General features: G+C 67.2%; 23 protein-coding genes and 1 pseudogene. 16 read left to right on the top strand and 8 right to left on the bottom strand.

What is annotated here, in order from left to right:
* Window positions 1–45: 45 nt before the first annotated feature.
* The gene (locus ARC20_RS16300) at window positions 46–669 is read left to right on the top strand and encodes a glutathione S-transferase family protein (RefSeq protein WP_057649032.1); all 624 of its coding nucleotides are present in this window, start codon (window positions 46–48) and stop codon (window positions 667–669) included.
* Window positions 670–672: 3 nt separating this feature from the next.
* On the opposite strand, the gene nfsB is transcribed toward ARC20_RS16300, so the two are convergent.
* Window positions 673–1,344, bottom strand: coding sequence for an oxygen-insensitive NAD(P)H nitroreductase (nfsB, locus tag ARC20_RS16295; RefSeq protein WP_237642616.1), 672 nt, complete (start codon window positions 1,342–1,344; stop codon window positions 673–675).
* A 2-nt stretch (window positions 1,345–1,346) separates the two neighbouring features.
* The gene (locus ARC20_RS16290; RefSeq protein WP_057649031.1) at window positions 1,347–2,354 is read right to left on the bottom strand and encodes a zinc-binding alcohol dehydrogenase family protein; all 1,008 of its coding nucleotides are present in this window, start codon (window positions 2,352–2,354) and stop codon (window positions 1,347–1,349) included.
* Window positions 2,355–2,451: 97 nt separating this feature from the next.
* Between ARC20_RS16290 and ARC20_RS16285 the strand changes: the two genes are divergently transcribed.
* The 4 genes from ARC20_RS16285 to ARC20_RS16270 all read left to right on the top strand — a co-directional run bounded on the left by ARC20_RS16285 (window position 2,452) and on the right by ARC20_RS16270 (window position 6,238).
* On the top strand, window positions 2,452–3,375 hold the full coding sequence (locus ARC20_RS16285; protein ID WP_057649029.1) for a LysR family transcriptional regulator: 924 nt from the start codon (window positions 2,452–2,454) through the stop codon (window positions 3,373–3,375).
* Between the two features lie 37 nt (window positions 3,376–3,412).
* On the top strand, window positions 3,413–4,048 hold the full coding sequence (leuE, locus tag ARC20_RS16280; protein ID WP_237642615.1) for a leucine efflux protein LeuE: 636 nt from the start codon (window positions 3,413–3,415) through the stop codon (window positions 4,046–4,048).
* Window positions 4,049–4,266: 218 nt separating this feature from the next.
* A complete protein-coding gene (locus ARC20_RS16275) occupies window positions 4,267–4,722 on the top strand; it encodes a GNAT family N-acetyltransferase (protein ID WP_057649026.1) in 456 nt (151 codons plus the stop codon).
* Between the two features lie 82 nt (window positions 4,723–4,804).
* Complete coding sequence (locus ARC20_RS16270; RefSeq protein ID WP_057649023.1) at window positions 4,805–6,238, top strand: amino acid permease; 1,434 nt, start codon at window positions 4,805–4,807, stop codon at window positions 6,236–6,238.
* Window positions 6,239–6,287: 49 nt separating this feature from the next.
* Here ARC20_RS16270 and ARC20_RS16265 read toward each other — a convergent pair whose 3' ends face one another.
* On the bottom strand, window positions 6,288–7,535 hold the full coding sequence (locus ARC20_RS16265; RefSeq protein WP_057649021.1) for a dipeptidase: 1,248 nt from the start codon (window positions 7,533–7,535) through the stop codon (window positions 6,288–6,290).
* Window positions 7,536–7,597: 62 nt separating this feature from the next.
* Complete coding sequence (locus ARC20_RS16260) at window positions 7,598–8,767, bottom strand: class I SAM-dependent rRNA methyltransferase (protein WP_057649019.1); 1,170 nt, start codon at window positions 8,765–8,767, stop codon at window positions 7,598–7,600.
* A 267-nt stretch (window positions 8,768–9,034) separates the two neighbouring features.
* Between ARC20_RS16260 and ARC20_RS16255 the strand changes: the two genes are divergently transcribed.
* The 3 genes from ARC20_RS16255 to ARC20_RS16245 all read left to right on the top strand — a co-directional run bounded on the left by ARC20_RS16255 (window position 9,035) and on the right by ARC20_RS16245 (window position 11,396).
* On the top strand, window positions 9,035–9,991 hold the full coding sequence (locus ARC20_RS16255; RefSeq protein WP_057649017.1) for a TerC family protein: 957 nt from the start codon (window positions 9,035–9,037) through the stop codon (window positions 9,989–9,991).
* A gap of 93 nt (window positions 9,992–10,084) precedes the next feature.
* The gene (locus ARC20_RS16250) at window positions 10,085–10,861 is read left to right on the top strand and encodes a rhomboid family intramembrane serine protease (protein ID WP_057649015.1); all 777 of its coding nucleotides are present in this window, start codon (window positions 10,085–10,087) and stop codon (window positions 10,859–10,861) included.
* Window positions 10,862–10,934: 73 nt separating this feature from the next.
* Window positions 10,935–11,396, top strand: coding sequence for an SRPBCC family protein (locus ARC20_RS16245; protein ID WP_057649013.1), 462 nt, complete (start codon window positions 10,935–10,937; stop codon window positions 11,394–11,396).
* Window positions 11,397–11,419: 23 nt separating this feature from the next.
* Here the strand turns inward: ARC20_RS16245 and mnmE are convergent, their stop codons facing one another.
* From mnmE to rpmH, 4 genes are read right to left on the bottom strand one after another with little or no spacing between them, the layout of a single operon-like run.
* The gene (gene mnmE, locus ARC20_RS16240) at window positions 11,420–12,757 is read right to left on the bottom strand and encodes a tRNA uridine-5-carboxymethylaminomethyl(34) synthesis GTPase MnmE (RefSeq protein WP_057649012.1); all 1,338 of its coding nucleotides are present in this window, start codon (window positions 12,755–12,757) and stop codon (window positions 11,420–11,422) included.
* A gap of 59 nt (window positions 12,758–12,816) precedes the next feature.
* The gene (yidC, locus tag ARC20_RS16235) at window positions 12,817–14,508 is read right to left on the bottom strand and encodes a membrane protein insertase YidC (protein ID WP_057649009.1); all 1,692 of its coding nucleotides are present in this window, start codon (window positions 14,506–14,508) and stop codon (window positions 12,817–12,819) included.
* 16 nt (window positions 14,509–14,524) lie between these two features.
* Window positions 14,525–15,013 carry a ribonuclease P protein component gene (gene rnpA, locus ARC20_RS16230; protein ID WP_081418241.1) on the bottom strand — a complete coding sequence of 163 codons (489 nt, stop codon included), beginning with the start codon at window positions 15,011–15,013 and terminating at the stop codon, window positions 14,525–14,527.
* The gene (rpmH, locus tag ARC20_RS16225; protein WP_057649007.1) at window positions 15,010–15,150 is read right to left on the bottom strand and encodes a 50S ribosomal protein L34; all 141 of its coding nucleotides are present in this window, start codon (window positions 15,148–15,150) and stop codon (window positions 15,010–15,012) included. The genes rnpA and rpmH overlap by 4 nt, the downstream gene beginning before the upstream one ends.
* 231 nt (window positions 15,151–15,381) lie before the next feature.
* On the opposite strand from rpmH, the gene dnaA reads away from it, so the two are divergent.
* The 8 genes and pseudogenes from dnaA to ARC20_RS18075 all read left to right on the top strand — a co-directional run.
* On the top strand, window positions 15,382–16,725 hold the full coding sequence (dnaA, locus tag ARC20_RS16220; protein WP_057649006.1) for a chromosomal replication initiator protein DnaA: 1,344 nt from the start codon (window positions 15,382–15,384) through the stop codon (window positions 16,723–16,725).
* 285 nt (window positions 16,726–17,010) lie between these two features.
* On the top strand, window positions 17,011–18,111 hold the full coding sequence (gene dnaN, locus ARC20_RS16215) for a DNA polymerase III subunit beta (protein ID WP_057649004.1): 1,101 nt from the start codon (window positions 17,011–17,013) through the stop codon (window positions 18,109–18,111).
* A gap of 374 nt (window positions 18,112–18,485) precedes the next feature.
* The gene (gene recF, locus ARC20_RS16210; protein ID WP_057649002.1) at window positions 18,486–19,577 is read left to right on the top strand and encodes a DNA replication/repair protein RecF; all 1,092 of its coding nucleotides are present in this window, start codon (window positions 18,486–18,488) and stop codon (window positions 19,575–19,577) included.
* A gap of 133 nt (window positions 19,578–19,710) precedes the next feature.
* A complete protein-coding gene (gyrB, locus tag ARC20_RS16205) occupies window positions 19,711–22,170 on the top strand; it encodes a DNA topoisomerase (ATP-hydrolyzing) subunit B (protein WP_057649000.1) in 2,460 nt (819 codons plus the stop codon).
* Between the two features lie 67 nt (window positions 22,171–22,237).
* Window positions 22,238–23,092: a CPBP family intramembrane glutamic endopeptidase gene (locus ARC20_RS16200; protein WP_057648999.1), complete on the top strand. Its 855-nt coding sequence runs from the start codon at window positions 22,238–22,240 to the stop codon at window positions 23,090–23,092.
* A 62-nt stretch (window positions 23,093–23,154) separates the two neighbouring features.
* Window positions 23,155–23,964, top strand: a complete 810-nt coding sequence (locus ARC20_RS16195) for a M48 family metallopeptidase (protein ID WP_081418239.1) — start codon at window positions 23,155–23,157, stop codon at window positions 23,962–23,964.
* Between the two features lie 139 nt (window positions 23,965–24,103).
* Window positions 24,104–25,285: a heme biosynthesis protein HemY gene (locus ARC20_RS16190; RefSeq protein ID WP_057648995.1), complete on the top strand. Its 1,182-nt coding sequence runs from the start codon at window positions 24,104–24,106 to the stop codon at window positions 25,283–25,285.
* 147 nt (window positions 25,286–25,432) lie between these two features.
* Window positions 25,433–25,650, top strand: a pseudogene (locus ARC20_RS18075) (energy transducer TonB); the annotation flags it as partial.

Genomic DNA, 25,650 nt, shown 5'->3' with positions numbered 1-25,650 from the left:
CGTCCGCGGCTAAGCTGGGGGCTGTCCTCCCCGGTGAACCCGTCCATGCTCGAGCTGTTCGGAAAGGCCGCGTCGATCAACGTGCGCAAGGTGCTGTGGACCCTGGACGAGCTGGGCTTGGACTACACGCGCCATGACGTCGGCAGTGGCTTCGCGCCTACCGACACGCCGCAGTTCCGGGCGCTGAATCCCAATGCGCTGGTGCCGGTGCTGCGGGACGGCGCGTTCGTGCTGTGGGAGTCCAACACGATCTGCCGCTACCTGGCAGGGCGCAGCGGGCGCGAGGACCTGTTGCCTATCGAACCGCAGGCGCGCGCCCGGGTGGAGCAATGGATGGACTGGCAGGCCACCGAGCTCAATACCGCGTGGCGCTACGCGTTCATGGCCCGGGTGCGGCACAGCGCGCAGCACGCGGACCCGGCGGCGATCGCCGACAGCATCGCCCGCTGGAACCACCTGATGGGCCTGCTCGACGCGCAGCTGGCGGCGACCGGCGCACATGTCGCCGGCGATGACTTCACGCTCGCCGACGTGGTGATCGGCCTGTCGGTGCAACGCTGGCGCCAGACACCCATCGAACGCCCCGCCCTGCCCGCCGTGGCGGACTACTTCGCGCGCCTGCAGGCACGCGAAGCCTTCCGCCGCCATGGCGACAACGGCGTGCCATGACGCCTACAACCAGGTGAACACCTGTCCACGCGGCAGGCGGGACTTCGGCAGCGCCGCGTTGAAGTCGCTTTCGCCGCGGTGGCCGAGCGCCACCAGCACGACACTGCCGAGTCCACGCGCGGGCAGGTCGAGGGCTTCGTCCACCGCCGCCGGGTCGAAGCCTTCGATCGGCGTGGCGTCGATGCCCATGGCGCCGGCGGCGAACAGCAGCCCGCCCAGGGCGAGGTAGACCTGCTTCTCCATCCAGTGGCGCGTGTCGTGCAGCTGCTCGCGGTGCAGGTCGACGAAGCCGGCGCAGCTTTGCGCGCGCTGCGCACGCGCCTCGTCGGTGGCGAAGCGGCCGTCGGCCTGCTCCTGGTCGAGCACCGCGGCGATGTGCGCGTCGGTCAGCTCGCGGCGCGCGGCCAGCACGAGCACCAGCGAGGCGTCACGCAGCTTGGGCGCGTTGTAGGCATACGGGCCCTGGGTGCCGGCGGCCACTCGCGCACGCGCCGGGGCATCGGCGGCGACAAGGAAGTGCCACGGCTGCGAATTGATCGACGAGGGCGACAGGTGCAGTACGTCGAGCAGTTCCTCCACCTGGGTGGCGGTGAGCGGGCGCGCGGGGTCGTAAGCCTTGGTCGTGTAGCGGGCGCGGGCGATCTGCGCCGGCGTGCGGGTGACGGACATGTCCATGCTCAGAAGCCCTCCAGCACGATCTTGCCGCGCGCGCCGTGCGATTCCAGCGCGGCGTGCGCGCGGCGCAGGTTGGCGGCGTCGATGCGTCCGTAGTGTTCGCCCAGCGTGGTCTTGAGCACGCCTTCGTCGACCAGGGTGGCCACGCGCTGCAGCAGGTCGTGCTGGGCCTGCATGTCCGGCGTGGCGAACAGCGGGCGGGTGAACATGAATTCCCAGTGCAGCGAGAGCGACTTGCGCTTGAGCGGCACGGCATCGAGCGTGGCCGGGTCGTCGATCACCGCCAGGTGGCCCTGCGGCGCGAGCACTTCCACCAGCTGCGGGTAGTGCTGCTCGGTGTGGGTCAGGCTGGCGACGTGGTGCACCGCCTCGATGCCCAGCGCCTGCAGCTGCGGGGCCAGCGGCTGGGCATGGTCGATGACGTGGTGCGCGCCCTGCGCCAGCACCCATTCGCGGGTCTCGGCGCGCGAGGCGGTGCCGATCACCGTGAGGCCGGTGAGCTGGCGCGCCAGCTGCACGAGGATCGAGCCCACGCCGCCCGCCGCGCCCATCACCAGCAGGGTCTGGCCAGCGCCGCCACCCTCGGGCACGCCGAGGCGGTCGAACAGCAGCTCCCAGGCGGTGATCGCGGTGAGCGGCAAGGCGGCCGCCTGCGCGGGCGAGAGGCTGCGCGGCGCATGGCCGGCGATGCGTTCGTCGACCAGGGTGTACTCGGCGTAGCTGCCCGGGCGGTTGATCGCGCCGGCGAACCAGACGGTTTCGCCCGGACGGAACAGCGTGACCTCGGCGCCGACCGCATCGACCACGCCCACCGCATCCCAGCCCAGCACGCGCGGGCCGTCGGTGGGGGCGTTCATGCGCACCTTGGTGTCGGCGGGGTTCACCGCGATCGCCTGGACGCGCACGCGCAGGTCGCGCGGGCCCGGCTGCGGCTGCGGCAGATCGATGTCCTGCAGCGCGCGCGGGTCATCGGCAGGCAGGCCGTGCTGGAGATAGGCGATGGCTTTCATGGCATCCGGCTCATGGGGAAGAGAGGCGCATGCTGCGCTGGCGCCGGATTCCCGGAAAGCGGCAAAATCGGTCAACACTTTCCTTCAGGAAGGGAAAATGATCCGGCTCGAAGACCTCGCCCTGTTCGTGCGCACCGCGGCGCTGGGCAGCTTTTCCGCCGCCGCGCGAGAGACCGGGCTGACGCCGGGCCAGGTCAGCGCGGCGGTGGCGCGGCTGGAGCGCGAACTGGACCAGCGCCTGTTCGCGCGCACCACCCGCAGCCTGCGGTTGAGTGGCGAGGGCGAGCGCTACCTGCCTTACGCGCAGTCGGTGATGGCCACGCTGCGGGAAGGTACCGACGCCCTGCACGGCGCCGAAGCCGCCCTGCAGGGCCGGCTGCAGATCGCCGCGCCTTCGGATCTCGGGCGTCATGCCTTGCTCGGCTGGCTGGCCGAGTTCCGCTGGCTGCACCCGCGCCTGGACTGGCGGCTGCACCTTTCCGACCAGGTCGCCGACCTGTTCCGCGACCCGGTGGACGTGGCGATCCGGCTGGGCCGCCTGGACGATGCGGATTACGTCGCCCTGCCCCTGGCCAGCGAGAACCGGCGCGTGCTGGTCGCCGCGCCCGACTACCTCGCCCGGCGCGGCAGGCCGGTCTCGCTGGAAGCTTTGCGCGAGCACGACTGCCTGCTCTACCAGCTCGGCCCGCGCGCGCATGACCGCTGGGCGTTCCAGGTCGATGGCCGCCGCCAGGTGGTGACCGTGCACGGCACGCTGGTTTGCGACGATGCCGAAGTGGTGCGGCGCTGGGCGGTCGCCGGCGAGGGCATCACCTACAAGTCGTGGCTGGATGTGTGCGACGACGTCGAGCAGGGCCGGCTGGTGCTGCTGTTCCCGGAGCTCGGCGAACCGCTGCCCTTGCAGCTGGCCTGCCCGCATCGCAAACAGTTCTCGCCGGTGGTGCGCGAGCTGCACCGCTTCCTCGCCGAGCGCTGCGGCGCGCGCGCGGCCCGACTGCAGGCGCATCTACCCTCGCCTTGACCGGCACCGTGCCGGACAATGGCGCCCCTCGCGCACAGTGGATACCGGCCTCATGCCGTGGATGGGCATCCAGGATGTTTGGACTTTCGTGCTGGCGGTGCTGGTGTTCCTGGCGTTGCCCGGGCCGGGCACGTTCACCCTGCTGACGGCGAGCGGGCGCAGCGGCATCCGCGGCGGTTACACGGCATTGGCCGGCCTGCTGGTCGGCGACCAGGTGCTCATGTGGCTGGCGGTGGCCGGCGTGGCGGCATTGCTGCAGGCCAACCCGCTGCTGTTCCGCGGCGTGCAGTACCTGGGCGCGCTTTACCTGGTGTGGGTAGGCATTGGCTTGCTGCGTTCGCCGCGGCCGGGCGGCGCCAGCCCGATCACGCTGCGCCCCGGCCACTATTTCCGCCAGGGCGTACTGATCACCCTGCTCAACCCGAAGGCGATCATCTTCTACATGGCGTTCTTCCCGCTTTTCATCGACCCGGCGCGGCACCAGGGGCTGGCGACGTTCGCCACCATGGCCGCGCTGATCGCGCTGCTGGGCGTGGCCTACTGTTCGTTGCTGATCTTCATTGGCCATGCGATGGCGCGGCGGCTGGCGCAGCATCCGCGTGCAGGGCTATGGCTGCGGCGATGCGCGGGCGTGGGCCTGGTGGGCTTTGGCGTGCGTCTGGGCGTGGGGTGAGGATCGCCCAAAAAAGTTGGGGGGCCGCCCCCCACGAGCGGCCCCCCGGGTGGTCCGGCTAACGCCGGTCCTGAGTGGTCTGCAGGCCGCTGCCGCGTTGCGACACCCGTGATCCTGCAGTGGGGCCACTCTAGGTCGCGTCCGAATTCCGCGATATGCGACAAATCAAATTCAAAGACGGATCGGAAGGACGGAACGCCGCGCGGCATACTCAAGGCATGGATATCCGCCCCGGCGACCTCGACCACCCTGCCGTGATCGGCCTGCTCGAAGCGCACCTGCGCGACATGCACGCGATTACCCCGGCCGAAAGCGTGCACGCGCTGGACCTGTCGGGCCTGCGTTCGGCGGACGTGCGATTCTGGTCGGCGTGGATCGACGGCGAGGCCGTAGGCTGCGGCGCGTTGCGCGACCTCGGCGAAGGCCATGGCGAGCTGAAGTCGATGCGTACCTCCGACACGCACCGCAACCAGGGCGTGGGCACGGCGATGCTGGCGCACCTGCTGGCCACGGCGCGGGCAGACGGCTATCGCCAGCTGTGGCTGGAGACCGGCGCCACCACGCCGTTCTTCCCGGCGCACCGGCTTTACGAACGCGCGGGCTTCGTGGCCTGCGGACCGTTCGGCGACTACACCGACGACCCGCACAGCGTGTTCATGACCCTGCGCCTGTAGCCCATGGGGGGACTTCCGGGCGTGGCTTTGCTGCACCGCGTTCGGCGAAACTCGGGTTTTCTTACGCACCCATGAGGTCCGCATGCAGTCCTGGCTCCGGCGCAAGCCGTTGGATATGGTCACCGTCCACGAGGAAGGGCGGCGGCTGATCCCCACCCTGAGTTGGCCGCACCTGGTCGCGCTGGGCATCGGCGCGATCGTCGGTACCGGCATCTACACGCTGATCGGCGTGGGTGCGGACAAGGCGGGCCCGGCGGTGCTGCTGTCGTTCGTCGCCGCCGGCATCGTGTGCGCCTGCGCGGCGCTGGCCTATGCCGAGATGGCCACGATGATGCCGGCCGCCGGCAGCGCCTATACCTACAGCTATGCCGCGCTGGGCGAGACGATCGCCTGGGTGGTGGGCTGGAGCCTGATCCTGGAGTACTCGCTGGTGGTGAGTACGGTGGCGGTGGGTTGGTCCGGCTATTTCGTCGGTTTCCTGCAATGGGTGCAGCAGCAGACCGGATGGAACGTGACCCTGCCCGCCGCGTTGGCCGCGGGCCCGCATGCCGGCGGCATCCTGAACCTGCCGGCGGTGGTGATCACCTTCCTGGTGGCCGGTGCGCTGATCGCCGGCACGCGCGAGAGCGCGACGATCAATGCGTTCCTCGTGGTGTTCAAGCTGATCGCGCTGGGCATCTTCGTCGCGGTGGCGCTGCCGGCGTTCAATGCCGAGAACCTGCATCCGTTCATGCCGTATGGCTTCTCCAAGGCGTTGGGCCCGGATGGCGTCGAACGCGGCGTGATGGCCGCGGCGGCGATCATCTTCTTCGCGTTCTACGGCTTCGATGCGATCTCCACCGCCGCGGAGGAAACCAAGAATCCGGGGCGCGACCTGTCGATCGGCATCGTCGGCTCGATGATCGGCTGCACGATCATCTACGTGCTGGTGGCGCTGGCCGCGGTCGGTGCGATGAGCTACACCGTGTTCGCGCACAGCGCCGAGCCGCTGGCGCTGATCATGCGCCAGCTGGGGCATGGCACGGCGGCGCTGGCGATCGGCATCGTGGCGATCATCGCCCTGCCGACGGTGCTGCTGGCGTTCTTCTACGGGCAGAGCCGCATCTTCTTCGTGATGTCGCGCGACGGCCTGCTGCCGCGCGGGCTGTCGAAGGTGAACCAGCGCACCGGCACGCCGGTGACGATCACCGTGTTCACCGCGGTGCTGGTCGCCGCGCTGGCGGGCGTGGCGCGCCTGGACGAGATTGCCGCACTGGCCAACGCCGGCACGCTGGCCGCGTTCACCGCGGTGGCGGCGTGCCTGTTGGTGCTGCGCAAGCGCGAGCCGAACCGCGAGCGCAAGTTCCGCACGCCGCTGGCATGGGTGGTGTGCCCGCTGGCGATCGCCGGTTGCGCCTACCTGTTCTGGAGCCTGCCAACGCGCACGCAGCTGTGGTTCGCGGCGTGGAATGTGTTCGGGCTGGTGGTGTACGTGCTGTACAGCCGCGGTCGCGCGGTGCTGGCCAAGCAAGGCTGAGGACCGTCGGGCCACCGGCATGATGCCGGTGGCCCGGAGTGGCACACGTTCAGTGCGCCGCGGCGTCCTGCCTGGCCGCGTACGCCTCCGCCTGCCGCAGCACGCGCATCACGTTGCCACCCCAGATGTCGGCAATCTGCTTCTCGCTGTAACCCTTGCGCAGCAGCCACGCCGTGATCTTCGGCAGCTGGCTCACGTCCTCCATGCCCTGCACGCCGCCGCCGCCATCCCAGTCCATGCCGATGCCGGTGTGTTCCGGGCCGACGACATCGAGGATGTGGCCGAGGTGGGCGAAGAAATCGTCCAGCGTGGCCTGCTTCACCGGATAGCGGGCTTCGAGTTCCTTCAGTGCATCGCCATAGGCCTGTGCCTGCGCCATGCTCATGGCGTCGTATTCGCCGAAGCGGGCTTCCAGCGCCTTCTCCGCTTCCACGCGCTCGGGCGATTTGGTGATCGCGGTGAGATAGCCGCCATAGGCGTTGACCTGGATCACCCCGCCCTTGGCCGCCAGCTGGCGCAGGCGCGCGTCGTCGAGGTTGCGCGGGTGGTCGAATACCGCGCGTGAGCCGCTGTGCGACAGGATGAAAGGCAGCTTCGATGCCGTCAGCAGGTCATCGAAGACCGCATCGGAGGCGTGCGATTCGTCGAGCACGATGCCCAGCCGGTTCGCCTCCTGCACGAGCGCGCGTCCCGCCGGGCTCAGGCCCTTCCACTCCGGCCCCTTCGGATCGGTCGCCGAATCGGCGAATTCGTTGTTCTTGAAGTGCGCCAGGCTGAGCATGCGCAGGCCGGCCTGCTGGTAGAAGCTGAGCAGGCTCGGGTCGGCGACCAGCGGGCTGGCGTTCTCCATGCTGATGAACACCACGCGGCGGCCACTGGCCTTGATGCGGTCGGCCTCGTCGGCGCTGCGGGCGAGCGCGAATTTGTCCGGATGCGCGGCGACCATCTCGCGGATTTCCACCAGCCGCGCCAGCCCGGCATCGCGGTCATGCAGGTGCGCCGCTTCGCTGCGATCGCCCTGTTCGGTGTAGATCGCCCAGAAGCCACCATCCAGCGCGCCTTCCAGCATGCGCGGATAGTCCACCTCCGAGACCGCGCTGCCGCCATGCCGCTGCAGGATGTCGAAGCCGTCGCGGGCCAGGTTGGCCGGCGTGTCGAGGTGGGTATCCAGGGTCAGCAGGCGCTGCTGCAACGCCTTGGCGCGCGCGAGCTCATCGGCACTGAAATCGACGGCGGCCGCCGACAGCGGCCATGAAAGCAACAGGGACACCAGCAACGGCAGGGTGCGACGCTTCATCGGATCTCGCCTTGGAAGACAGATCGCACCCTAGCGCCCGGCAGGGCGCGCGAACAGTGACCTCAGTCGAGCACCCGGCAGAACACCGCCTTGAGGTAGCGCGATTCCTGCACATGGGCCATGAACGGGTGGTCCGGGCCGGCACCGGCGACCTTGAGGATCTGGATCGTGCGGCCGGAGTAAAACGAGGCGCGGCGCAGCATGTCCAGGAACTCCTGCTCGGACACCAGGCCCGTGCACGAGAACGTGGCGAACAGGCCACCGGGCTTGACCACGCCCAGCGCCAGCTTGTTCATGTCCAGGTACTTCTTGAGCGCGGTGATGACCTGGTCGCGATCGCGGGTCATCTTGGCCGGGTCGAGGATGACCACGTCGTACTGTTCGCCGCGGTTGGCGGCATCGCGCAGCCACGGGAAGATGTCGGCCTGCACGAACTTCGGCCGCACGTTGTTGAGCTTGGCGTTGCCCTTGGCGATGGCGATGACGTCCTGGTCGATGTCCACGCCGAGCACTTCCTCCGCGCCGCGCGCGGCGGCGTACACCGCGAAGCCGCCGGTGTTGCAGCACAGGTCGAGCACGGTCTTGCCCTCGACCTGCTCGCTCAGCCACTGCCGGTTCTCGCGCTGGTCGGCGAAGAAGCCGGTCTTGTGCGCGCCGGCCGGGTCGGCGCGGAAGCGGATGCCGTGTTCGGTGATCACCGCCGCTTCGGTGCCGGTGGTGTTGTGGAAATCGAAGCTTTCCTGCTTCTGCACGTGTTCGTCGGCGAAGCTGTGGAAGCGGCAGCCCGGGAACTGCTCGCGCAGCGCCTCGTAGATCCACTCGCGGTGGCGGAACATGCCGGCGGCGAAGAACTCCACCACGACCAGGTCGCCGTAACGGTCCACGACCAGGCCGGACAGGCCGTCGCCCTCGCTGTGCACGACGCGCCAGGCATCGGAGACCTGGTCCAGCTTTAGCACCTCGCGGCGCAGCTCGACGGCCTCGGCGATCTTGCGCGAGAACCAGCCGGCGTCGACCGGCACTTCCTGGCGGGTTTCCAGGATACGCACGGCGATACGGGAATGGCCGTTGTAGAAACCCCGGCCGATCCACTCCCCGTCCACGCCGACCACCTCGACGATGCTGCCCGGCTTGGGCCGGGCGGCCGGCTTCTCCACCAGCTTCTGGAAAATCCACGGGTGGCTGGAGCGCCAGGCGTTCTTGAGGCGTACGACGGGGTTGGGGGTATTCATATGCCTATTGTACCGGCGGTTTGACGCCCTCCCCCGGCTGCCGGCAGAATGGCCGCCAAGAAGGGGAGTAGCTCCCAAGCGTTGTCGCCGTCAATTCGAGCCCAGGCCATCCGGCCGCCGGCTCCGGTGCAACGGCAGCCGGTTCACCGGCTGTGAGCGAGACCTTCGCCGCGATGGCGAAGGTCTGTATTCCCGGAGAAGGATTCCGTGTGCAGCGCCTCGACCGTCCGGCTCGAGGCGTTTTCACATTCTCAACGGGACTCTCTCATGCAAACCATCGGCAACATCTGGCTCTGGGGCGGCTTCGCGATCGTGGTGATCGTGGCGCTCCTGGCCGACCTCGTCCTCATGCGCCACGGCGGCCCCCACAAGGTCACCTTCAAGGAAGCGCTGTGGTGGAGCATCGGCTGGATCGCCCTGGCCCTGGCCTTCAACGCCGGCCTGTGGTGGTACCTGCACGAAACCGCCGGCAGTGTGCTGGCCAACCGCATCGGCCTGGAATTCCTCACCGGTTACCTGGTGGAGAAGTCGCTGGCGGTGGACAACATCTTCGTGTTCCTGATGGTGATGACCTACTTCGCCGTGCCCGAGGAACAGCGCCAGCGCGTGCTGGTGATCGGCGTGCTTGGCGCCATCGTGCTGCGCGCGATCATGATCTTCGCCGGCGCGGTGCTGCTGACCAAGTTCCACTGGCTGCTTTATGTGTTCGGCGCGTTCCTGCTGCTGACCGGCGTCAAGATGTGGTTCTCCGCCGGCAAGGAGCCGGACCTGGAAGCCAACCCGGTGCTGCGCTGGATGCGCGGGCACCTGCGCATCAGCCCGCAGTACAACGGCAACCGCCTGGTGACCGAGAAGGACGGCGTCCGCTGGTTCACGCCGCTGTTCGTGGTGCTGATCCTCATCGCGGTGACCGACGTGATCTTCGCGGTGGACAGCATCCCGGCGATCTTCGCCATCACCACCGACCCGTTCATCGTGCTGACTTCCAACGTGTTCGCCGTGCTGGGCCTGCGCGCGATGTTCTTCCTGCTCGCCGGCATGGCCGACCGCTTCCACCTGCTGCCGTATGGCCTGGCGGTGGTGCTGGTCTTCATCGGCGTGAAGATGCTGGCCATCGACCTGGTGAAGCTGCCGGTGTGGGTCTCGCTGGCGGCCGTGGCGCTGATCATCGGCACGACCGTGGTGCTGAGCCTGCTGCGCCCGGCCAAGCCCAAGGCCGCCTGAGCCTGGTGGCCCGGCGGGATTGTCCCGCCGGGCTACCGCATTCTCCCGCGCGTTCGACCTTGCAATCGCCCGGCGCGACGCCATCCGCTCCCTATGGACACTTTGAATCCTCTCCACGACCCGGCCACCGACGCGCGCGAGCAGCGCGGGCGGGTGATCCGTGCGTTCAACATCAGCCTGGGCGCCGTACTGGTGATGGTGGCGGTCCTCGCCAGCCAGGCGGGGTTCGACTGGCGCCCGTTCGCGGTGCGCCCGCATGAGTGGGAAGGCCTGTGGGGCGTGCTTACCGCGCCGCTGCTGCATGGTTCGCTGGAGCATCTGGGCGCCAATTCGTTCGCGTTGCTGATCCTGGGCACGCTGGCTGGCAGCGTGTATCCGAAGGCGACGAAGTGGGGCCTGCCGCTGATGTGGCTGGGCTCCGGCCTCGGCGCGTGGTTCCTGGGCGACGTGGGCACGTTCCACCTCGGCGCCAGCGGCGTGACGCACGGCTTGATGTTCCTGCTCTTCGTGCTGGGCCTGATCCGCCGCGACCGCGCGGCGATCGCCACGAGCATGATCGCGTTCCTGTTCTATGGCGGCATGCTGCTGGCGATCCTGCCGCGCGAGCCGGGCATTTCCTGGCAGTCGCACATGGGCGGCGCGATCGGTGGCGTGGTGGCGGCGATCCTGTTCCGCCACCTCGACCCGCTGCTGCCGCGCAAGCGCTACAGCTGGGAGGACGAGGAGGAAGCCGAAGCCGCGGGAGGGGATGATCCGGAAGGCATGGAGCCGCCGCGCCCGCGCGAGGTGCCGGTGCTGTGGGCGCGCGAACCGGAAGACCCGAACGGCGTGGTGATCCGCTTCAGGCCGCGCACGCCATCGCAGGACTGAGCCGGTTTGCGCGGGCCGCGCAAAGGGTCTAGAACTGGACGCCCTGCCCCTCCGGGGCCCGCGGGGTCATGCCATGGAACCGCAGTTCAGCGTGTTCGGCCATGTCGGGCAACCGGTCGCCGAGGTCTATGAGGCGGTCGCCGATCCGGCGCAGCTTTCGCATTACTTCACTACGGGCGGTGCGCGCGGACGCGTGGCGACCGGTGCGACCGTCTATTGGGATTTCCACGACTTCCCCGGCGAATTCCCGGTGCAGATCATCGAAGCCACGGCGCCCGAGCGCATCGTGCTGGAGTGGGATTCCAACGAGCCGGTGCCGGAAGGCGAGTCGCCACGGCGCACGCGGGTGACGTTCGCTTTCAGCGCCACCGACGATGGGCGTACGCGCGTGGAGATCACCGAAACCGGCTGGGCCGCGACCGATGACGGGTTCCGCGCCTCGTATGGCAACTGCATGGGGTGGTCGCAGATGCTGTGCGCGCTCAAGGCGTGGCTGGAGTACGGGATCAACCTGCGCGAAGGGATGTATCGCTGACAGCCGCGCGGTGGCGGCTTGCGTTACTTGCCGATGCAGAAGCTGGAGAAGATGCGGCCGAGCAGGTCGTCGGCGGTCATGCGGCCGGTGATCTCGCCCAGCGATTCGTGCGCCAGGCGAAGTTCCTCGGCCGCCAGTTCCAGCTGTTCGTGATCGAGCTGTGCGAGCGCGGCGGCGAGATGCTCGCGGCTTTTCGACAGCGCCTCCACGTGCCGCGCCCGTGCGGTGAATTCGCCCTCCACGGTTTCGCCCGCGTCGGCCCCGGCGATGTGCGCCAGCCGCTCATGCAGTTCCGCCAAGCCAGCGCCGGTCGCGGCGGATACGGCGATCGCGTTCGGCGCCAGCGTGGGCGCGTCTGCGAGCAGGTCGGCCTTGTTGTGGATCCACAGGCTGCGCGGCACCTGGGCCACGTCGGCGGCGACGGCGGCGTGGCCGGCTTCGGGTTCGCGCGCATCGATGACCACCAGGGCGAGGTCGGCGCGCGCCAGTTCGGCGCGCGCACGGCGCATGCCTTCGCGCTCGATCGCATCGCCGCTGTCGCGCAGGCCCGCCGTGTCGACCAGCGTAAGTTCGAGACCGGCGATGCGGATGGTTTCGCGCAACGTGTCGCGCGTGGTACCCGCGACGTCGGTGACGATCGCCCGTTCGCTGCCGGCCAGCGCGTTGAGCAGCGAGCTCTTGCCGGCGTTCGGTGGACCGATCAGTACCGCATGCAGGCCATCGCGCAGTTTGCGGCCGCGCTCGGCATCGCGCAGCAGTTCGGCCAGCGTGGCCTGCGCGGCGGAGAGTCCCGCGCGAACCTGCGCGCCGCCCAGGGTCTCGATGGGTTCGTCGGCGAAGTCGATGGCCGCTTCAACGTGGATGCGAAGAACGGTGACCTGTTCGGCCAGCGTTTCCACGCGGCGCGAGAACACGCCGTCGAGTGAACGGCGCGCCGCGCGGGCTGCGCGGGTGTCGCCGGCGGCGATGAGGTCTGCGATGGCTTCGGCCTGCGCGAGATCGAGCTTGCCATTGAGGAATGCGCGCTCGCTGAACTCGCCCGGCCGCGCCTGTCGTGCGCCGAGCGCGATGCAATGCGCGAGCAGCTGGCGCAGCACGACCGCGCCGCCATGGCCTTGCAGTTCGACGACTTCTTCGCCGGTGAAGCTGTTCGGCGCCGGGAACCAGAGGACGATGCCGTCGTCGATGACCTCGCCGGCGTGGTCGCGCCATCGCGCGTAATGCGCGTGGCGTGGCCGGAGGCGAGGCGCGCCGAGTTCGGCGGCAATCGCGGCGGCCTTCGGCCCGGAGAGTCGGATCATGCCGACGCCCCCGGCCCCTGCGGCGGTCGCGATGGCGGCGATGGTGTCGGCGTGGGTCATGCGGGAAGGTTACAGCGTGGCAAAGCAGAAGGCCCGCCGGGTGGCGGGCCTTCTGCCGATCACTGGTTGTGCAGGTTGGACTGGACGATCTTGCTCGGCGATTCGCCGTGCTGCTTGATCATCCACCACTGGATCAGCAGGCCCAGGCCGCCGTTGACGACCCAGTACAGCACCAGGCCGGCCGGCATGAAGGCCATCATGACGCCGAACACCAGCGGCATGAACTGCATCATCTTCGCCTGTACCGGATCCATGCCCGGGGTCGGGGTCAGCTTCTGCGTCAGCCACATGATCACCATGTTGATGATCGGCAGGATGAAGTACGGGTCACGCGCGGTGAGGTCCTGGATCCAGCCCAGCCACGGCGCCTGGCGTAGTTCGACCGACTCCACCAGCACCCAGTACAGCGCGAAGAAGATCGGCATCTGGATGAGGATCGGCAGGCAGCCGCCCATCGGATTGATCTTCTCCTTCTTGAACAGCTCCATCATCGCCTGCTGGTACTTCTGGCGATCCTCGCCGTAGCGCTCCTTGAGCTGGGCCAGGCGCGGCTGGAACTTGCGCATCTTCGCGCCGGACTTGTACTGCGTCGCCGACAGCGGATACAGCGCCAGGCGCAGCAGCACCACCAGGCCGATGATCGACCAGCCCCAGTTGTGCAGCAGCGTGTACAGGTGGCTCAGCACCCAGAACAGGCCCTGGCCGATGATGGCCATCACCGAGAAGCGGCTGTAGTCGACCACGCGATCCAGGCCCGGCACCTGTTCCTTGGCGATCAGGCTGACCAGCTTCGGGCCGACCCACAGGCGCGCTTCGGTGGTAGCCGTCTGCCCCGGCGCGACGGTGAAGCCCGGGCCGCGCAGTTCGAGCACGTCGGCGCCGTTTTCCTGCGAGAGCTTGAGCAGCGAACTGCTATCCGCCTGCGGAATCCAGCCGGTGAAGAACTGGTGCTGCAGCATCGCGATCCAGCCCCCCTGGATGACGCTGTCGACGCTGCCATCCTTGAGGTAGTCCTGGAACGCGCGGCGCTCATAGCTCTTGTCGGTGGTGAACCAGGTCGCGCCGTTGAAGCTCAGGCTGTCCGGATTCATCATGCTGCGGCTGAGGATCGTCGGCACGCGGCTGAGCTTGCGGTAGACGTAGGCGTTCCACGTACCGGTGCCGGCGTTGGTCACTTCGTCGCGCACTTCGATCGCGTAACGGCCGCGCTCGAGCGTGAAGGTGCGGCGGATGGTGACGCCGTCCGGGCTGGTCCACACGAACGGCACGACCAGCTTGTCCTGGCCCTTCGGCAGCACGAACTCGGTGCCCGGCTGTTCCAGACGGAAGCCGCCGACGCCCGGCACGGCCGAACCCTTGTCGCTGGCCCAGCCGCTGATGGCGTTGTACGGATGCGCCGGGTCTTCGGTGAGCAGGCTCACCGGCGGCGCGCCCGCCTGCTTGGTCTGCGGGAACTGCAGCAGGTCCGCGTCGAGCACGCTGCGGCCATCGAGCTTAAGGCGCAGCACGTCGGTGGTGACGGTGACGACCTGCGCCGGCGCGGCGGGGGCCGAAGTGGTCGGCTGGCTGGCAGCGGCGCCCGGCACGTTGGCCTGCGGCACGCCGTTCGCGCCGGTGGCGGCCGGCACGTTCTGCGTGGCCGCGGTGGTCTGCGCGGGTTCGGGGGCAGCCTTTTCACGGCCCCACTCCATCCACAGGAAGGCGGCTACCATCAGCCAGGCAAGCAACAGGATTACGCGGGTCTGGTTCATCAGGCAGCAACTCGGCTCAGTCGGAACGACGTTCCGGCTCGGTCAATGGAGAGGATGAAGGGTGGGCATCCGGGCGCGGCGGCATTGTGACGCCCGCCGCAGGCACGGGCAATGCGCCCGCACGGCGCAACACGCGCAGGAAGGCATCGCGGATGTCCGGGTGGCTGGCGCGTGCGGCCGCAGAACGGGCGACCACGACGTAGTCCCCGCCCGCCAGGTCCGGCGGCAGGTGACGGAAGGTCTCGCGGAGCACGCGCTTGATGCGATTGCGCCCGACGGCACGCTTGTCGACCTTGCGCGAGACGGCCATGCCCAGGCGGGCAGGCCCTTCGTGCGGGCGCCAGTGCAGGCTCATCAGCGGGTCGGAGCAACGACGGCTGTTGTCGAAGACGACAGCATATTCCGCGCGCGAACGAACCCGCGCAGAGCGAGGGAATCGCCTGCGCGGGTCGGTGTCGATCACGGACGGGATTGCCTGGGCCGCGTTCAGCGGCGCGGCAATCAAGCGCTCAGGCGCTTGCGGCCCTTGGCGCGGCGGCGAGCCAGCACCTTGCGGCCATCGGCCGTCTTCATGCGGGCACGGAAACCGTGGTCGCGCTTGCGCTTGAGGTTGCTGGGCTGATAGGTGCGCTTGGTGGCCATGGGGGCCTCTGTAGGTAAAGGGGTACGAAAGAACCGGAAATTCTAGGGGGTCACCCCGGGGCGGGTCAAGTCGTTGCTGCGCGTGGACATGGCGGGCCTGTGGATGTGCCTGTGAATAAATATGGGAAAACCTGCCCCCCGGTGGTAGTCTGGCCCATCCGTTTTCTGCCTCCCGTGCCGATGCATGGCGGATGCCTGCGCGCCCGGAAGGCCCATGATGAATACACTTTGATGGATGCTTGGCCCCGTTGCCTGGAACGTCTCGAGGCGGAATTCCCGCCCGAAGATGTCCACACCTGGTTGAAACCCCTGCAGGCCGACGAGCGCGCCGACAGCGTCGTGCTGTACGCCCCGAACGCCTTCATCGTCGAGCAGGTGCGCGAACGCTACCTGGCGCGAATCCGCGAGCTGCTGAACCATTACGTCGGCAACGGCGAGGTGGCGCTGGCGGTGGGTTCGCGGCCGAAGCCGATCGAGCCGGTGGCGCCGGCCACCCCGCTGGCAGCCGCCGTGGCCCAGGTCGTCGCGCCGCAGGCCGCGCCGGTGCCGTTCGCCGGCAACCTCGATACCCATTACACGTTCGACAACTTCGTCGAAGGCCGCAGCAACCAGCTGGGCCGCGCCGCGGCGCTGCAGGCCGCGCAGAAGCCCGGTGACCGCGCGCACAACCCGCTGCTGCTGTACGGGAGCACCGGCCTGGGCAAGACCCACCTGATGTTCGCCGCGGGCAATGCCATGCGCCAGGCCAATCCGAACGCCAAGGTCATGTACCTGCGCTCGGAGCAGTTCTTCAGCGCGATGATCCGTGCGCTGCAGGACAAGGCGATGGACCAGTTCAAGCGCCAGTTCCAGCAGATCGACGCGCTGCTCATCGACGATATCCAGTTCTTCGCCGGCAAGGACCGCACGCAGGAGGAGTTCTTCCACACCTTCAACGCGTTGTTCGACGGTCGCCAGCAGATCATCCTGACCTGCGACCGCTACCCGCGCGAGGTCGAGGGCCTGGAGCCGCGGCTGAAGTCGCGCCTGGCCTGGGGCCTGTCGGTGGCGATCGACCCGCCGGACTTCGAGACCCGCGCGGCGATCGTGCTGGCCAAGGCGCGCGAGCGCGGCGCGGAGATCCCCGACGACGTCGCGTTCCTGATCGCCAAGAAGATGCGCTCCAACGTGCGTGACCTGGAAGGCGCGCTCAACACGCTGACGGCGCGCGCCAACTTCACCGGCCGCACCATCACCGTGGAGTTCGCCCAGGAGACGCTGCGCGACCTGCTGCGTGCCCAGCAGCAGGCGATCGGCATCCCGAACATCCAGAAGACCGTGGCCGATTACTACGGCCTGCAGATGAAGGACCTGCTGTCCAAGCGCCGCACCCGTTCGCTGGCGCGCCCGCGACAGGTGGCCATGGCGCTGGCCAAGGAGCTGACCGAACACAGCCTGCCCGAGATCGGCGACGCGTTCGCCGGCCGCGACCACACCACCGTGCTCCACGCCTGCCGGCAGATCCGCACGTTGATGGAGACCGACGGCAAGCTGCGCGAGGACTGGGACAAGCTGATCCGCAAGCTCAGCGAGTAAGCCGGAACGCGAAGTTCCGGCCAGCGCGCACACGCGGGAAAATTCAGTGCATGATTTGCGCGCAAGGCCGGTAGAAACTGTGGATAAGATTCGCCGGGGACGAGCCTGAAAAATTATCCACAGGTTTTACCCCAGGTGCCGGGCCAGTAGTCCATAGGGTTTCGGCGCCAATAAGCCTTTATAGAACAACAGGTTAAGGTAGTTTTCCGCGAAAAACGCGCCTACCATCACCACAAAGCTTTTGATTTATTCCACATCTTTAAAAGCATAGGGGCACGGAACCACATGCGTTTCACACTGCAGCGCGAAGCCTTCCTCAAGCCACTGGCCCAGGTGGTCAACGTGGTCGAACGCCGCCAGACACTGCCCGTGCTGGCGAACTTCCTGGTCCAGGTGCAGAACGGCCAGCTCTCGCTGACGGGCACGGATCTGGAGGTCGAGATGATTTCGCGCATCGCGGTCGAGGATGCGCAGGACGGTGAAACCACGATCCCGGCGCGCAAGCTGTTCGAGATCGTGCGTGCTCTCCCCGATGGCAGTCGGGTCACGGTGTCGCAGTCCGGCGAGAAGGTCACCGTGCAGGCTGGCCGCAGCCGCTTCACGCTGGCCACGCTGCCGGCCAACGACTTCCCGTCGGTCGATGAAGTGGAAGCGACCGAACGCGTGGCGGTGCCGGAAGCCAGCCTGAAGGAGCTGATCGAACGTACCGCGTTCGCCATGGCCCAGCAGGACGTGCGCTATTACCTCAACGGGCTGTTGTTCGACCTGCGCGATTCGACCCTGCGCTGCGTCGCCACCGACGGCCACCGCCTGGCGCTGTGCGAAACCGAACTGGAAGGCAGCAGCGGGACCAAGCGCCAGATCATCGTGCCGCGCAAGGGCGTGACCGAGCTGCAGCGCCTGCTGGAAGGCGGCGATCGTTCGCTGGAGCTGGAAGTGGGCCGCAGCCACGTGCGCGTGAAGCGCGACGATGTGACGTTTACCTCCAAGCTGATCGATGGCCGCTTCCCGGATTACGAAGCAGTGATTCCGATCGGCGCGGATCGTGAGGTCAAGGTGGATCGTGAAGCCCTTCGTGCGTCGCTGCAGCGTGCGGCCATTTTGTCCAACGAGAAGTACCGCGGCGTGCGCGTCGAGGTATCGCCGGGCCAGCTGAAGATCAGTGCGCACAATCCAGAGCAGGAAGAGGCGCAGGAAGAGGTCGAGGCGGACACCAAGGTTTCCGACCTGGCTATCGGCTTCAACGTGAATTACCTGCTGGACGCGCTGTCGGCGCTTCGCGATGAGCACATCGTGATCCAGCTGCGCGATGCGAACTCGTCGGCGCTGGTGCGTGAGGCGAGCAGCGAGAAGTCCCGGCATGTGGTGATGCCGCTTCGTCTCTGACGTCGTGTTTCACGTGGAACAGAAAGCCCGGGCTCAAACCCGGGCTTTTTTCTTCCTGCTACTGCTTTTATAGAAGATATAAATCAAAAGCTATGTGGTGCTTGGTAGGCCAGATTTCGTTGGAAAACCACATAACTCTTTGTAATTGAAGGGGAATGTTGTCACGAAACCCCCTTGAGAAGTGGGGTTCAAGGCTGGGGATTCGTTGTGGACAACGTAGGTGCCAGGCGCAAGGCGCTATTTTATCCACAGGTTGCCCCCATATCGTCCAACATGAGGCTCGGCAATCGCTGCAAGCCGGGTGGACGACAATCTCCCGTATCCTCAGTGTCTGGATGCCCACCTCAGGGCAATCACGCTATCCCTGCGGTCCCATGCTGATCAATCGACTCACCCTTCACCGCTTTCGGCGGTTCGACACCGTCGAGTGGCACCCTGCCCCCGGATTGAACCTGGTGAGCGGCGATAACGGCGCCGGCAAAACCAGCTTGCTCGAGGCGCTCCACCTGATGGCCTATGGGCGCAGTTTCCGTGGCCGTGTTCGCGATGGACTTGTGCGGGCGGGCGCGGAGGATCTCGAAGTCTTCGTGGAATGGCAGGAGCAGCCGCAGCCAACTCCGGCTCGTAAGCGCCGGGCCGGTTTGCGGCACAGTGGCCAGGCTTGGAAGGGGCGGCTCGACGGGCAGGACGTCCAGCAGCTGGGCAATCTCTGCGCGGCGTTGGCCGTCGTGACATTCGAGCCCGGGAGCCACGCCTTGATCAGTGGCAGCGGTGAGTCGCGCCGTCGTTTCATGGATTGGGCCCTGTTCCACGTGGAACCGGACTTCCTGACCCTGTGGCGGCGGTACTCGCGGGCGTTGAAGCAGCGCAATGCGCTGCTGAAGCAAGGCGGCGCCAACGCGACGCTGGATGCGTGGGATTACGAGCTAGGCGAATCAGGCGAACTGCTGACCCTGCGCCGACGCAGCTATCTGGAGCGTCTACAGGACAAGGCAGTGCCGCTGGCTGCGGATATTGCCCCGCTGCTCGGCCTGCAGGGGCTCGCCTTCCAGCCCGGCTGGCGCCGCCACGAGGTATCGCTGGCGGACGCGCTGTTGCTGGCTCGCGAACGTGACCGGCAATACGGCTATACGTCCGTGGGCCCGCATCGCGCCGACTGGCAGCCTGAATTCTCGGATCTGCCGGGGACGCAGGCACTCTCTCGCGGGCAAGCAAAGCTCACGGCGCTCGCCTGCCTGCTGGCCCAGGCTGAGGATTTCGCGGACCAACGCGGCGAATGGCCGGTCATCGCCCTGGACGACCTCGCCTCGGAGCTGGATCGCCATCACCAGCAGCGGGTGCTGGCGCGATTGATGGCCGGGCAGGCACAGGTGCTGATCACGGCCACCGAGCCACCCGCGTGGCTGGAAAGCCGCCAACCCACCCGGTTCCACGTGGAACACGGGCAGATTTCACCTTCAGCATGAATGGGCTGCCCCGCCATTCATCCCAGCCAGGCCACCAAGGCCCGGCTGCTATAATCGACCCGCTATCCCCCTATCTCCGGAGCGGCGCGCCTCCTGCGTCGCCGCCCGCGCAGTGGAGCCCACGGCAAAGCGCATGACCGACGAACAGAACACCCCGGCCAACAACGGCAATTACGACGCCAACAGCATCACCGCCCTGGAAGGCCTGGAGGCGGTCCGCAAGCGTCCTGGCATGTACATCGGTGACGTCCACGACGGCACCGGTCTGCACCACATGGTGTTCGAGGTCGTCGACAACTCCATCGACGAAGCGCTCGCCGGCCATGCCGACAACGTCACCGTCACGATCCACGCCGACGGCTCGGTTTCCGTGTCCGACAACGGTCGTGGCATCCCGGTCGGCAAGCACGAGCAGATGAGCAAGAAGCTCGATCGCGAGGTCTCCGCGGCGGAAGTCGTGATGACCGTGCTGCACGCCGGCGGCAAGTTCGACGACAACAGCTACAAGGTATCCGGCGGCCTGCACGGCGTGGGCGTCAGCGTGGTGAACGCGCTGTCGGAGAAGCTGCTGCTCGATATCTACCAGGGTGGCTTCCACTACCAGCAGGAATACAGCAACGGTGCTGCGGTCACTCCGCTGCAGAAGCTCGAGCCCAGCACCAAGCGCGGCACGACCGTGCGCTTCTGGCCGTCGGTGAAGGCGTTCAACGGCAACGTCGAGTTCCATTACGAGATTCTCGCTCGCCGCCTGCGCGAGCTGTCGTTCCTCAACTCCGGCGTCAAGATCGTCCTGACCGACGAGCGTGGCGAGGGCCGCCGCGACGATTTCCACTACGAAGGCGGCATTCGCAGCTTCGTGGAGCATCTGGCGCAGCTGAAGACCCCGCTGCACCCGAACGTCATCGCGGTGAGCGGCGAGCACAACGGCATCACCGTCGAGGTGGCGCTGCAGTGGACCGACTCCTACCAGGAGACGATGTACTGCTTCACCAACAACATTCCGCAGAAGGACGGCGGTACCCACCTGGCCGGCTTCCGCGGCGCGCTCACGCGCGTGTTGAACAACTACATCGAGCAGAACGGCATCGCCAAGCAGGCAAAGATCTCGCTGACCGGCGACGACATGCGCGAAGGCATGATCGCGGTGCTCTCGGTGAAGGTGCCGGACCCGAGCTTCTCCTCGCAGACCAAGGAAAAGCTGGTCAGCTCCGACGTGCGCCCGGCGGTGGAAAACGCCTTCGGTGCGCGCCTGGAAGAGTTCCTGCAGGAAAACCCGAACGAAGCGCGCGCCATCGCCGGCAAGATCGTCGATGCGGCCCGCGCCCGCGAAGCCGCGCGCAAGGCGCGCGACCTCACCCGCCGCAAGGGTGCGCTCGACATCGCCGGCCTGCCCGGCAAGCTGGCCGATTGCCAGGAAAAGGATCCGGCGCTGTCGGAGCTTTTCATCGTCGAGGGTGACTCGGCGGGTGGCTCGGCCAAGCAGGGTCGCAACCGGAAGAACCAGGCGGTGTTGCCGCTGCGCGGCAAGATCCTCAACGTGGAACGCGCCCGCTTCGACCGCATGCTGGCGTCCGACCAGGTCGGCACGCTGATCACCGCGCTGGGCACCGGCATCGGTCGCGACGAGTACAACCCGGACAAGCTGCGCTACCACCGCATCATCATCATGACCGACGCCGACGTCGACGGCGCGCACATCCGCACCCTGCTGCTGACGTTCTTCTACCGGCAGATGCCGGAGCTGATCGAGCGCGGCCACGTCTACATCGGCCTGCCGCCGCTGTACAAGATCAAGCAGGGCAAGCAGGAGCTTTACCTGAAGGACGACGCGGCGCTCAACGCCTACCTCGCCAACAATGCCGTCGAAGGCGCCTCGCTGGTGCCGGCCGCGGAAGAACCGCCGATCGAGGGCGTGGCGCTGGAGAAGCTGCTGCTGGTCTACTCGAATGCGAAGGACGCCATCGCCCGCAACGCGCACCGCTACGACACGCGCCTGCTCGAGGCGTTGATCGACTACGTGCCGCTGGACCTGGAGCACCTGCGCAACCCGGCGCCGGGCGAGGGCCTGGATGCGCTCAGCGCCAGCCTCAACCAGGGCAGCCTGGGCACGCCGAACTACGCCATCACCCTGCAGGAACCGAACGACCAGCGCCCCGCCGCGCTGGAAGTCGTGCGGCGCCACATGGGTGAGGAAGCGCGCATCTTCATCCCGCTGTCGGCGTTCGAGAGTGGCGAGCTGCGTCCGCTCCACGAGGCCGCCAAGCTGTTCCATGGCTTGATCCGCGAGGGCGCGCAGATCGTCCGCGGCAGCAAGTCGCAGCCGATCGAGTCCTTCGCCCAGGCCCAGGCCTGGCTGCTGGAGGAAGCGAAGAAGGGCCGGCAGATCCAGCGCTTCAAGGGCCTGGGCGAAATGAATCCTGAGCAGCTGTGGGATACCACGGTCAATCCGGATACGCGCCGCATGCTGCAGGTCCGCATCGAGGACGCCGTGGCCGCCGACCAGATCTTCAGCACGTTGATGGGCGACGTGGTCGAGCCGCGCCGCGACTTCATTGAAGACAACGCGTTGAAGGTCGCCAACCTCGATATCTGACATCATCGAGCTGACCGCCGCATCGGGGAGCGATGCGGCGGATGCCCTTCCGCCGCGCAGGAATTCGATGAACGATCTCCCCGTGTCCCCGCCTCCCGCCGTGGAGGCGTTGTCCACGCCGGTGCCGTCCGCGCCCGCCGCGGACCGCTCGCCGCTGCTGAACTTCTTCCTCGACGCGTTGATCGCCCTGGTCATCCTGCTGGTGGTGAGCATCGCCGCCGGCATGGCATGGGGCGTGATCCGGGGCTTCCAGCTGGTACTTGAAGCGCGCTCGCGCGGCGTGGAAATCGATCCGGCGCAGGTCGCGCACCAGCTCGGCCAACCGGGTGCGATGGCGCAACTGTTGATGGCGTTGGTCAGCACGGGCGCCGCGGCCCTGGTGGTCTACTTCTGGCGCCGTCGCGCCACCGCCGCCGAGCGGCGTGAATCCTGGGCCGCCCTGCGCCATCCTGGTACCTGGGGCCTGGCCGCCCTGGTGGCAGTGGGCGTGTTCTGCTTCAGCACTGCCACCGGGATGCTCGCCGACCGCCTGGATATCAAGCCGGTGCCGACCAACCTCTCGCTGATGAGCGATCTGCTCTCGCAGTGGCCACTGTCGGCCGTGCTGTTCGCCGTGGTATTGGCCCCCGCCTACGAAGAACTGCTGTTCCGCCGCGTGCTGTTCGGGCGCCTGCTGGCGGCCGGCCGGCCCGTGCTGGGTATCGTCCTGAGCAGCCTGGCGTTCGCGCTGCTGCATGAAATCCCCGGCCTGAGCGGCAACGGCGTGCTCGCCATCTGCCAGCTGTGGCTGGTGTACGGCACGATGGGCGCCGCCTTCGCATGGCTCTATTGGCGCACCGGCTCGCTGTGGGCGGCGATCCTCGCCCACGGCCTCAACAACGCCATCGCCATGGCGGCCCTGTATTGGTTCGGATTGCAGTAGTTTGCTTGACGAAAAGTTAAGCCGCTCCTGCCAGAATTCCCCCGAACCCACGGGGGATCCGAATGAACAAACTCGTGACATGGGGTGCGATGGCGGCGCTGGCGTTGAGCGCCTGCGCGACCACCACCTCGCCGACCGGCCGCAAGCAGATGGTCGGCGGCGTCTCGCAGCAACAGCTTGACCAGCTGGGCGCGCAGGCGTTCGCCGAAACCAAGTCGAAGGAAAAGATCAGCAGCGACGGCAAGCAGATCGCGTACGTGAAGTGCGTGGTCAACGCGCTGGTCGCGCAGTTGCCGCCGCAGTGGCGCGGCACGGCGTGGGAAACCGCGGTGTTCGTGGACGACGAGCCGAACGCCTTCGCGCTGCCGGGCGGCAAGGTCGGCGTCAACAGCGGTATCTTCAAGGTCGCCAAGACCCAGGACCAGCTGGCCGCCGTGCTGGGGCACGAGATCGGCCATGTCATCTCGCGCCACCACGAAGAACGCATCACCCGCCAGATGGGTGCGCAGACCGGCTTGTCGGTGCTCGGTGCGTTGGCGGGCGCGGCCTATGGCGGCAACGCCGCCAGCGCGGTCAACCAGATCGGCGGCATGACCGCCCAGACCGCCTTCCTGCTGCCCGGTTCGCGTACCCAGGAGAGCGAGGCCGATATCGTCGGCCAGCGGCTCATGGCCGAGGCGGGGTTTGATCCGTCACAAGCGGTCAACCTCTGGCAGAACATGATGGCTGCGGGCGGTGAGCGTTCGCCGCAGTGGTTGTCCACGCACCCGGATCCTGCCAACCGGATCCGCGAGTTGCAGCGGGATGCCCCATCGCTAATGCCGGTCTACGAGCAGGCCAAGCGCGAAGGGCGGAATCCCCGTTGCGGCTAGACGGTAGCGTATTGCTGCACCCCAGCATGGAAAGCGTTTTCTGTGCGTGAAACTTTCTGCTAAGTTTGCCGGCTCGGTTTTTTTGTACGGCCAGTGTTTCCTTCCAGCGTCGCCATGGCGATGCCCGACTGAGGTGATCATGAAACAGCCCTATCGCAACAAAGCTCTGCTGACCCTGCTCATTGCCGCTGCCTTGGGCGGTGCCGTTGTCACGGACGCGATGGCGCAGTCGGATTCCGGTCGCAAGAGCTCGCGCTCGGCCAAGGCCGAAGTGCTGTTCCCGAACGCGACGCGCGAGGAGCCGAAGGAGAAGACCTCGGCCAAGCTGGGCAGCAAGCTGCAGAAGCTGATCGACACCTACAACAAGGGCGAGGATTACGCCGCGGTGCGCGCCCAGGCCGATGAAATCATCGCCAACCCGGCCGCCAACAACGCCGACAAGTCCATCGCCTCGCAGCTCGCCGCCCAGGCCGCCTACAACCTGGACGATGCCGCCGCTGCCAAGACCTACCTGCAGCAGGCCGTCACCCTCAACGGCCTGGACAACAACGGCCACTTCCAGTCGATGCTGATGCTGGCCCAGCTGCAGCTGCAGGACAACCAGTACACCGAAGGCCTGGCCACGCTGGACAAGTACCTGGCCGAGACCAAGTCGCAGAAGCCGGAGGACCTGATCCTCAAGGGCCAGGCGCTGTACCAGGCCGAGCGCTACCAGGAAGCCATTCCGGTGCTGAAGCAGGCCATCGCCGCCTCGCCGGAGCCGAAGGACAACTGGAACCAGCTGCTGATGGCGGCCTACTCCGAAGCCGGCCAGACGGGTGAAGCCGTCGCCTCGGCCGAGCAGCTGGCGGCCAAGAACCCGAACGACAAGAAGGCCCAGCTCAACCTGGCGAGCATGTACATGCAGGCCGACCAGATGGACAAGGCCGCCGCGGTCATGGACAAGCTGCGCGCCAGCGGCCAGCTGACCGAAGAGCGCGAGTACAAGCAGCTCTACTCGATCTACGCGAACACGGACAACAAGGAAAAGGACGTCATCGCGGTCATCAACGAGGGTATCTCCAAGGGCATCCTCAAGCCGGACTACCAGACCTACCTCGCCCTGGCGCAGTCGTACTACTACACCGACCAGCTGCCGCAGGCGATCGAGAACTGGCAGAAGGCCGCTCCCCTCTCCAAGGACGGTGAGACCTACCTGAACCTGGCCAAGGTCCTCAAGAACGAGGGGCGTACTGCCGAAGCCAAGCAGGCGGCCCAGCAGGCGCTGGCCAAGGGCGTGAAGAAGCCCGACGACGCCAAGAAGATCATCAACGGTAAGTAAGGCCGCAAAAAAACGCCCGGAACCCTGTGCATAAGTGGCTACAGGGGCCGGGATTGGTATAAGCTTGGAGGTTCCTGCGGTGTCAGAGCCGCCCGATCAGGGGATCACGACAGTGGTCCAGGCCCCCACAGAAAGAGTCATTGGCGCATGACGGAACAATTTGTTGTCCACAGGTATGACCAGGACGCCGGGAACCAGGGTTTGAGCTGGCCCCGTATCGTTGGTATTGCCTTCGTAATCGCTTTGCATCTGGCTGCCCTGATGCTGCTGCTGATTCCCGCCGTCGCGCCCAAGGCCGTCGCCGAGAAGGAGCGCAACGTCATGGTGACGATCGTCGACGCTCCGCCGCCGCCGCCGGAAGCCCC

The sequence above is a fragment of the Stenotrophomonas panacihumi genome (assembly GCF_001431645.1).
Lineage (GTDB): Bacteria > Pseudomonadota > Gammaproteobacteria > Xanthomonadales > Xanthomonadaceae > Stenotrophomonas_A > Stenotrophomonas_A panacihumi.
This window is presented reverse-complemented; position numbering and strand designations above follow the sequence as displayed.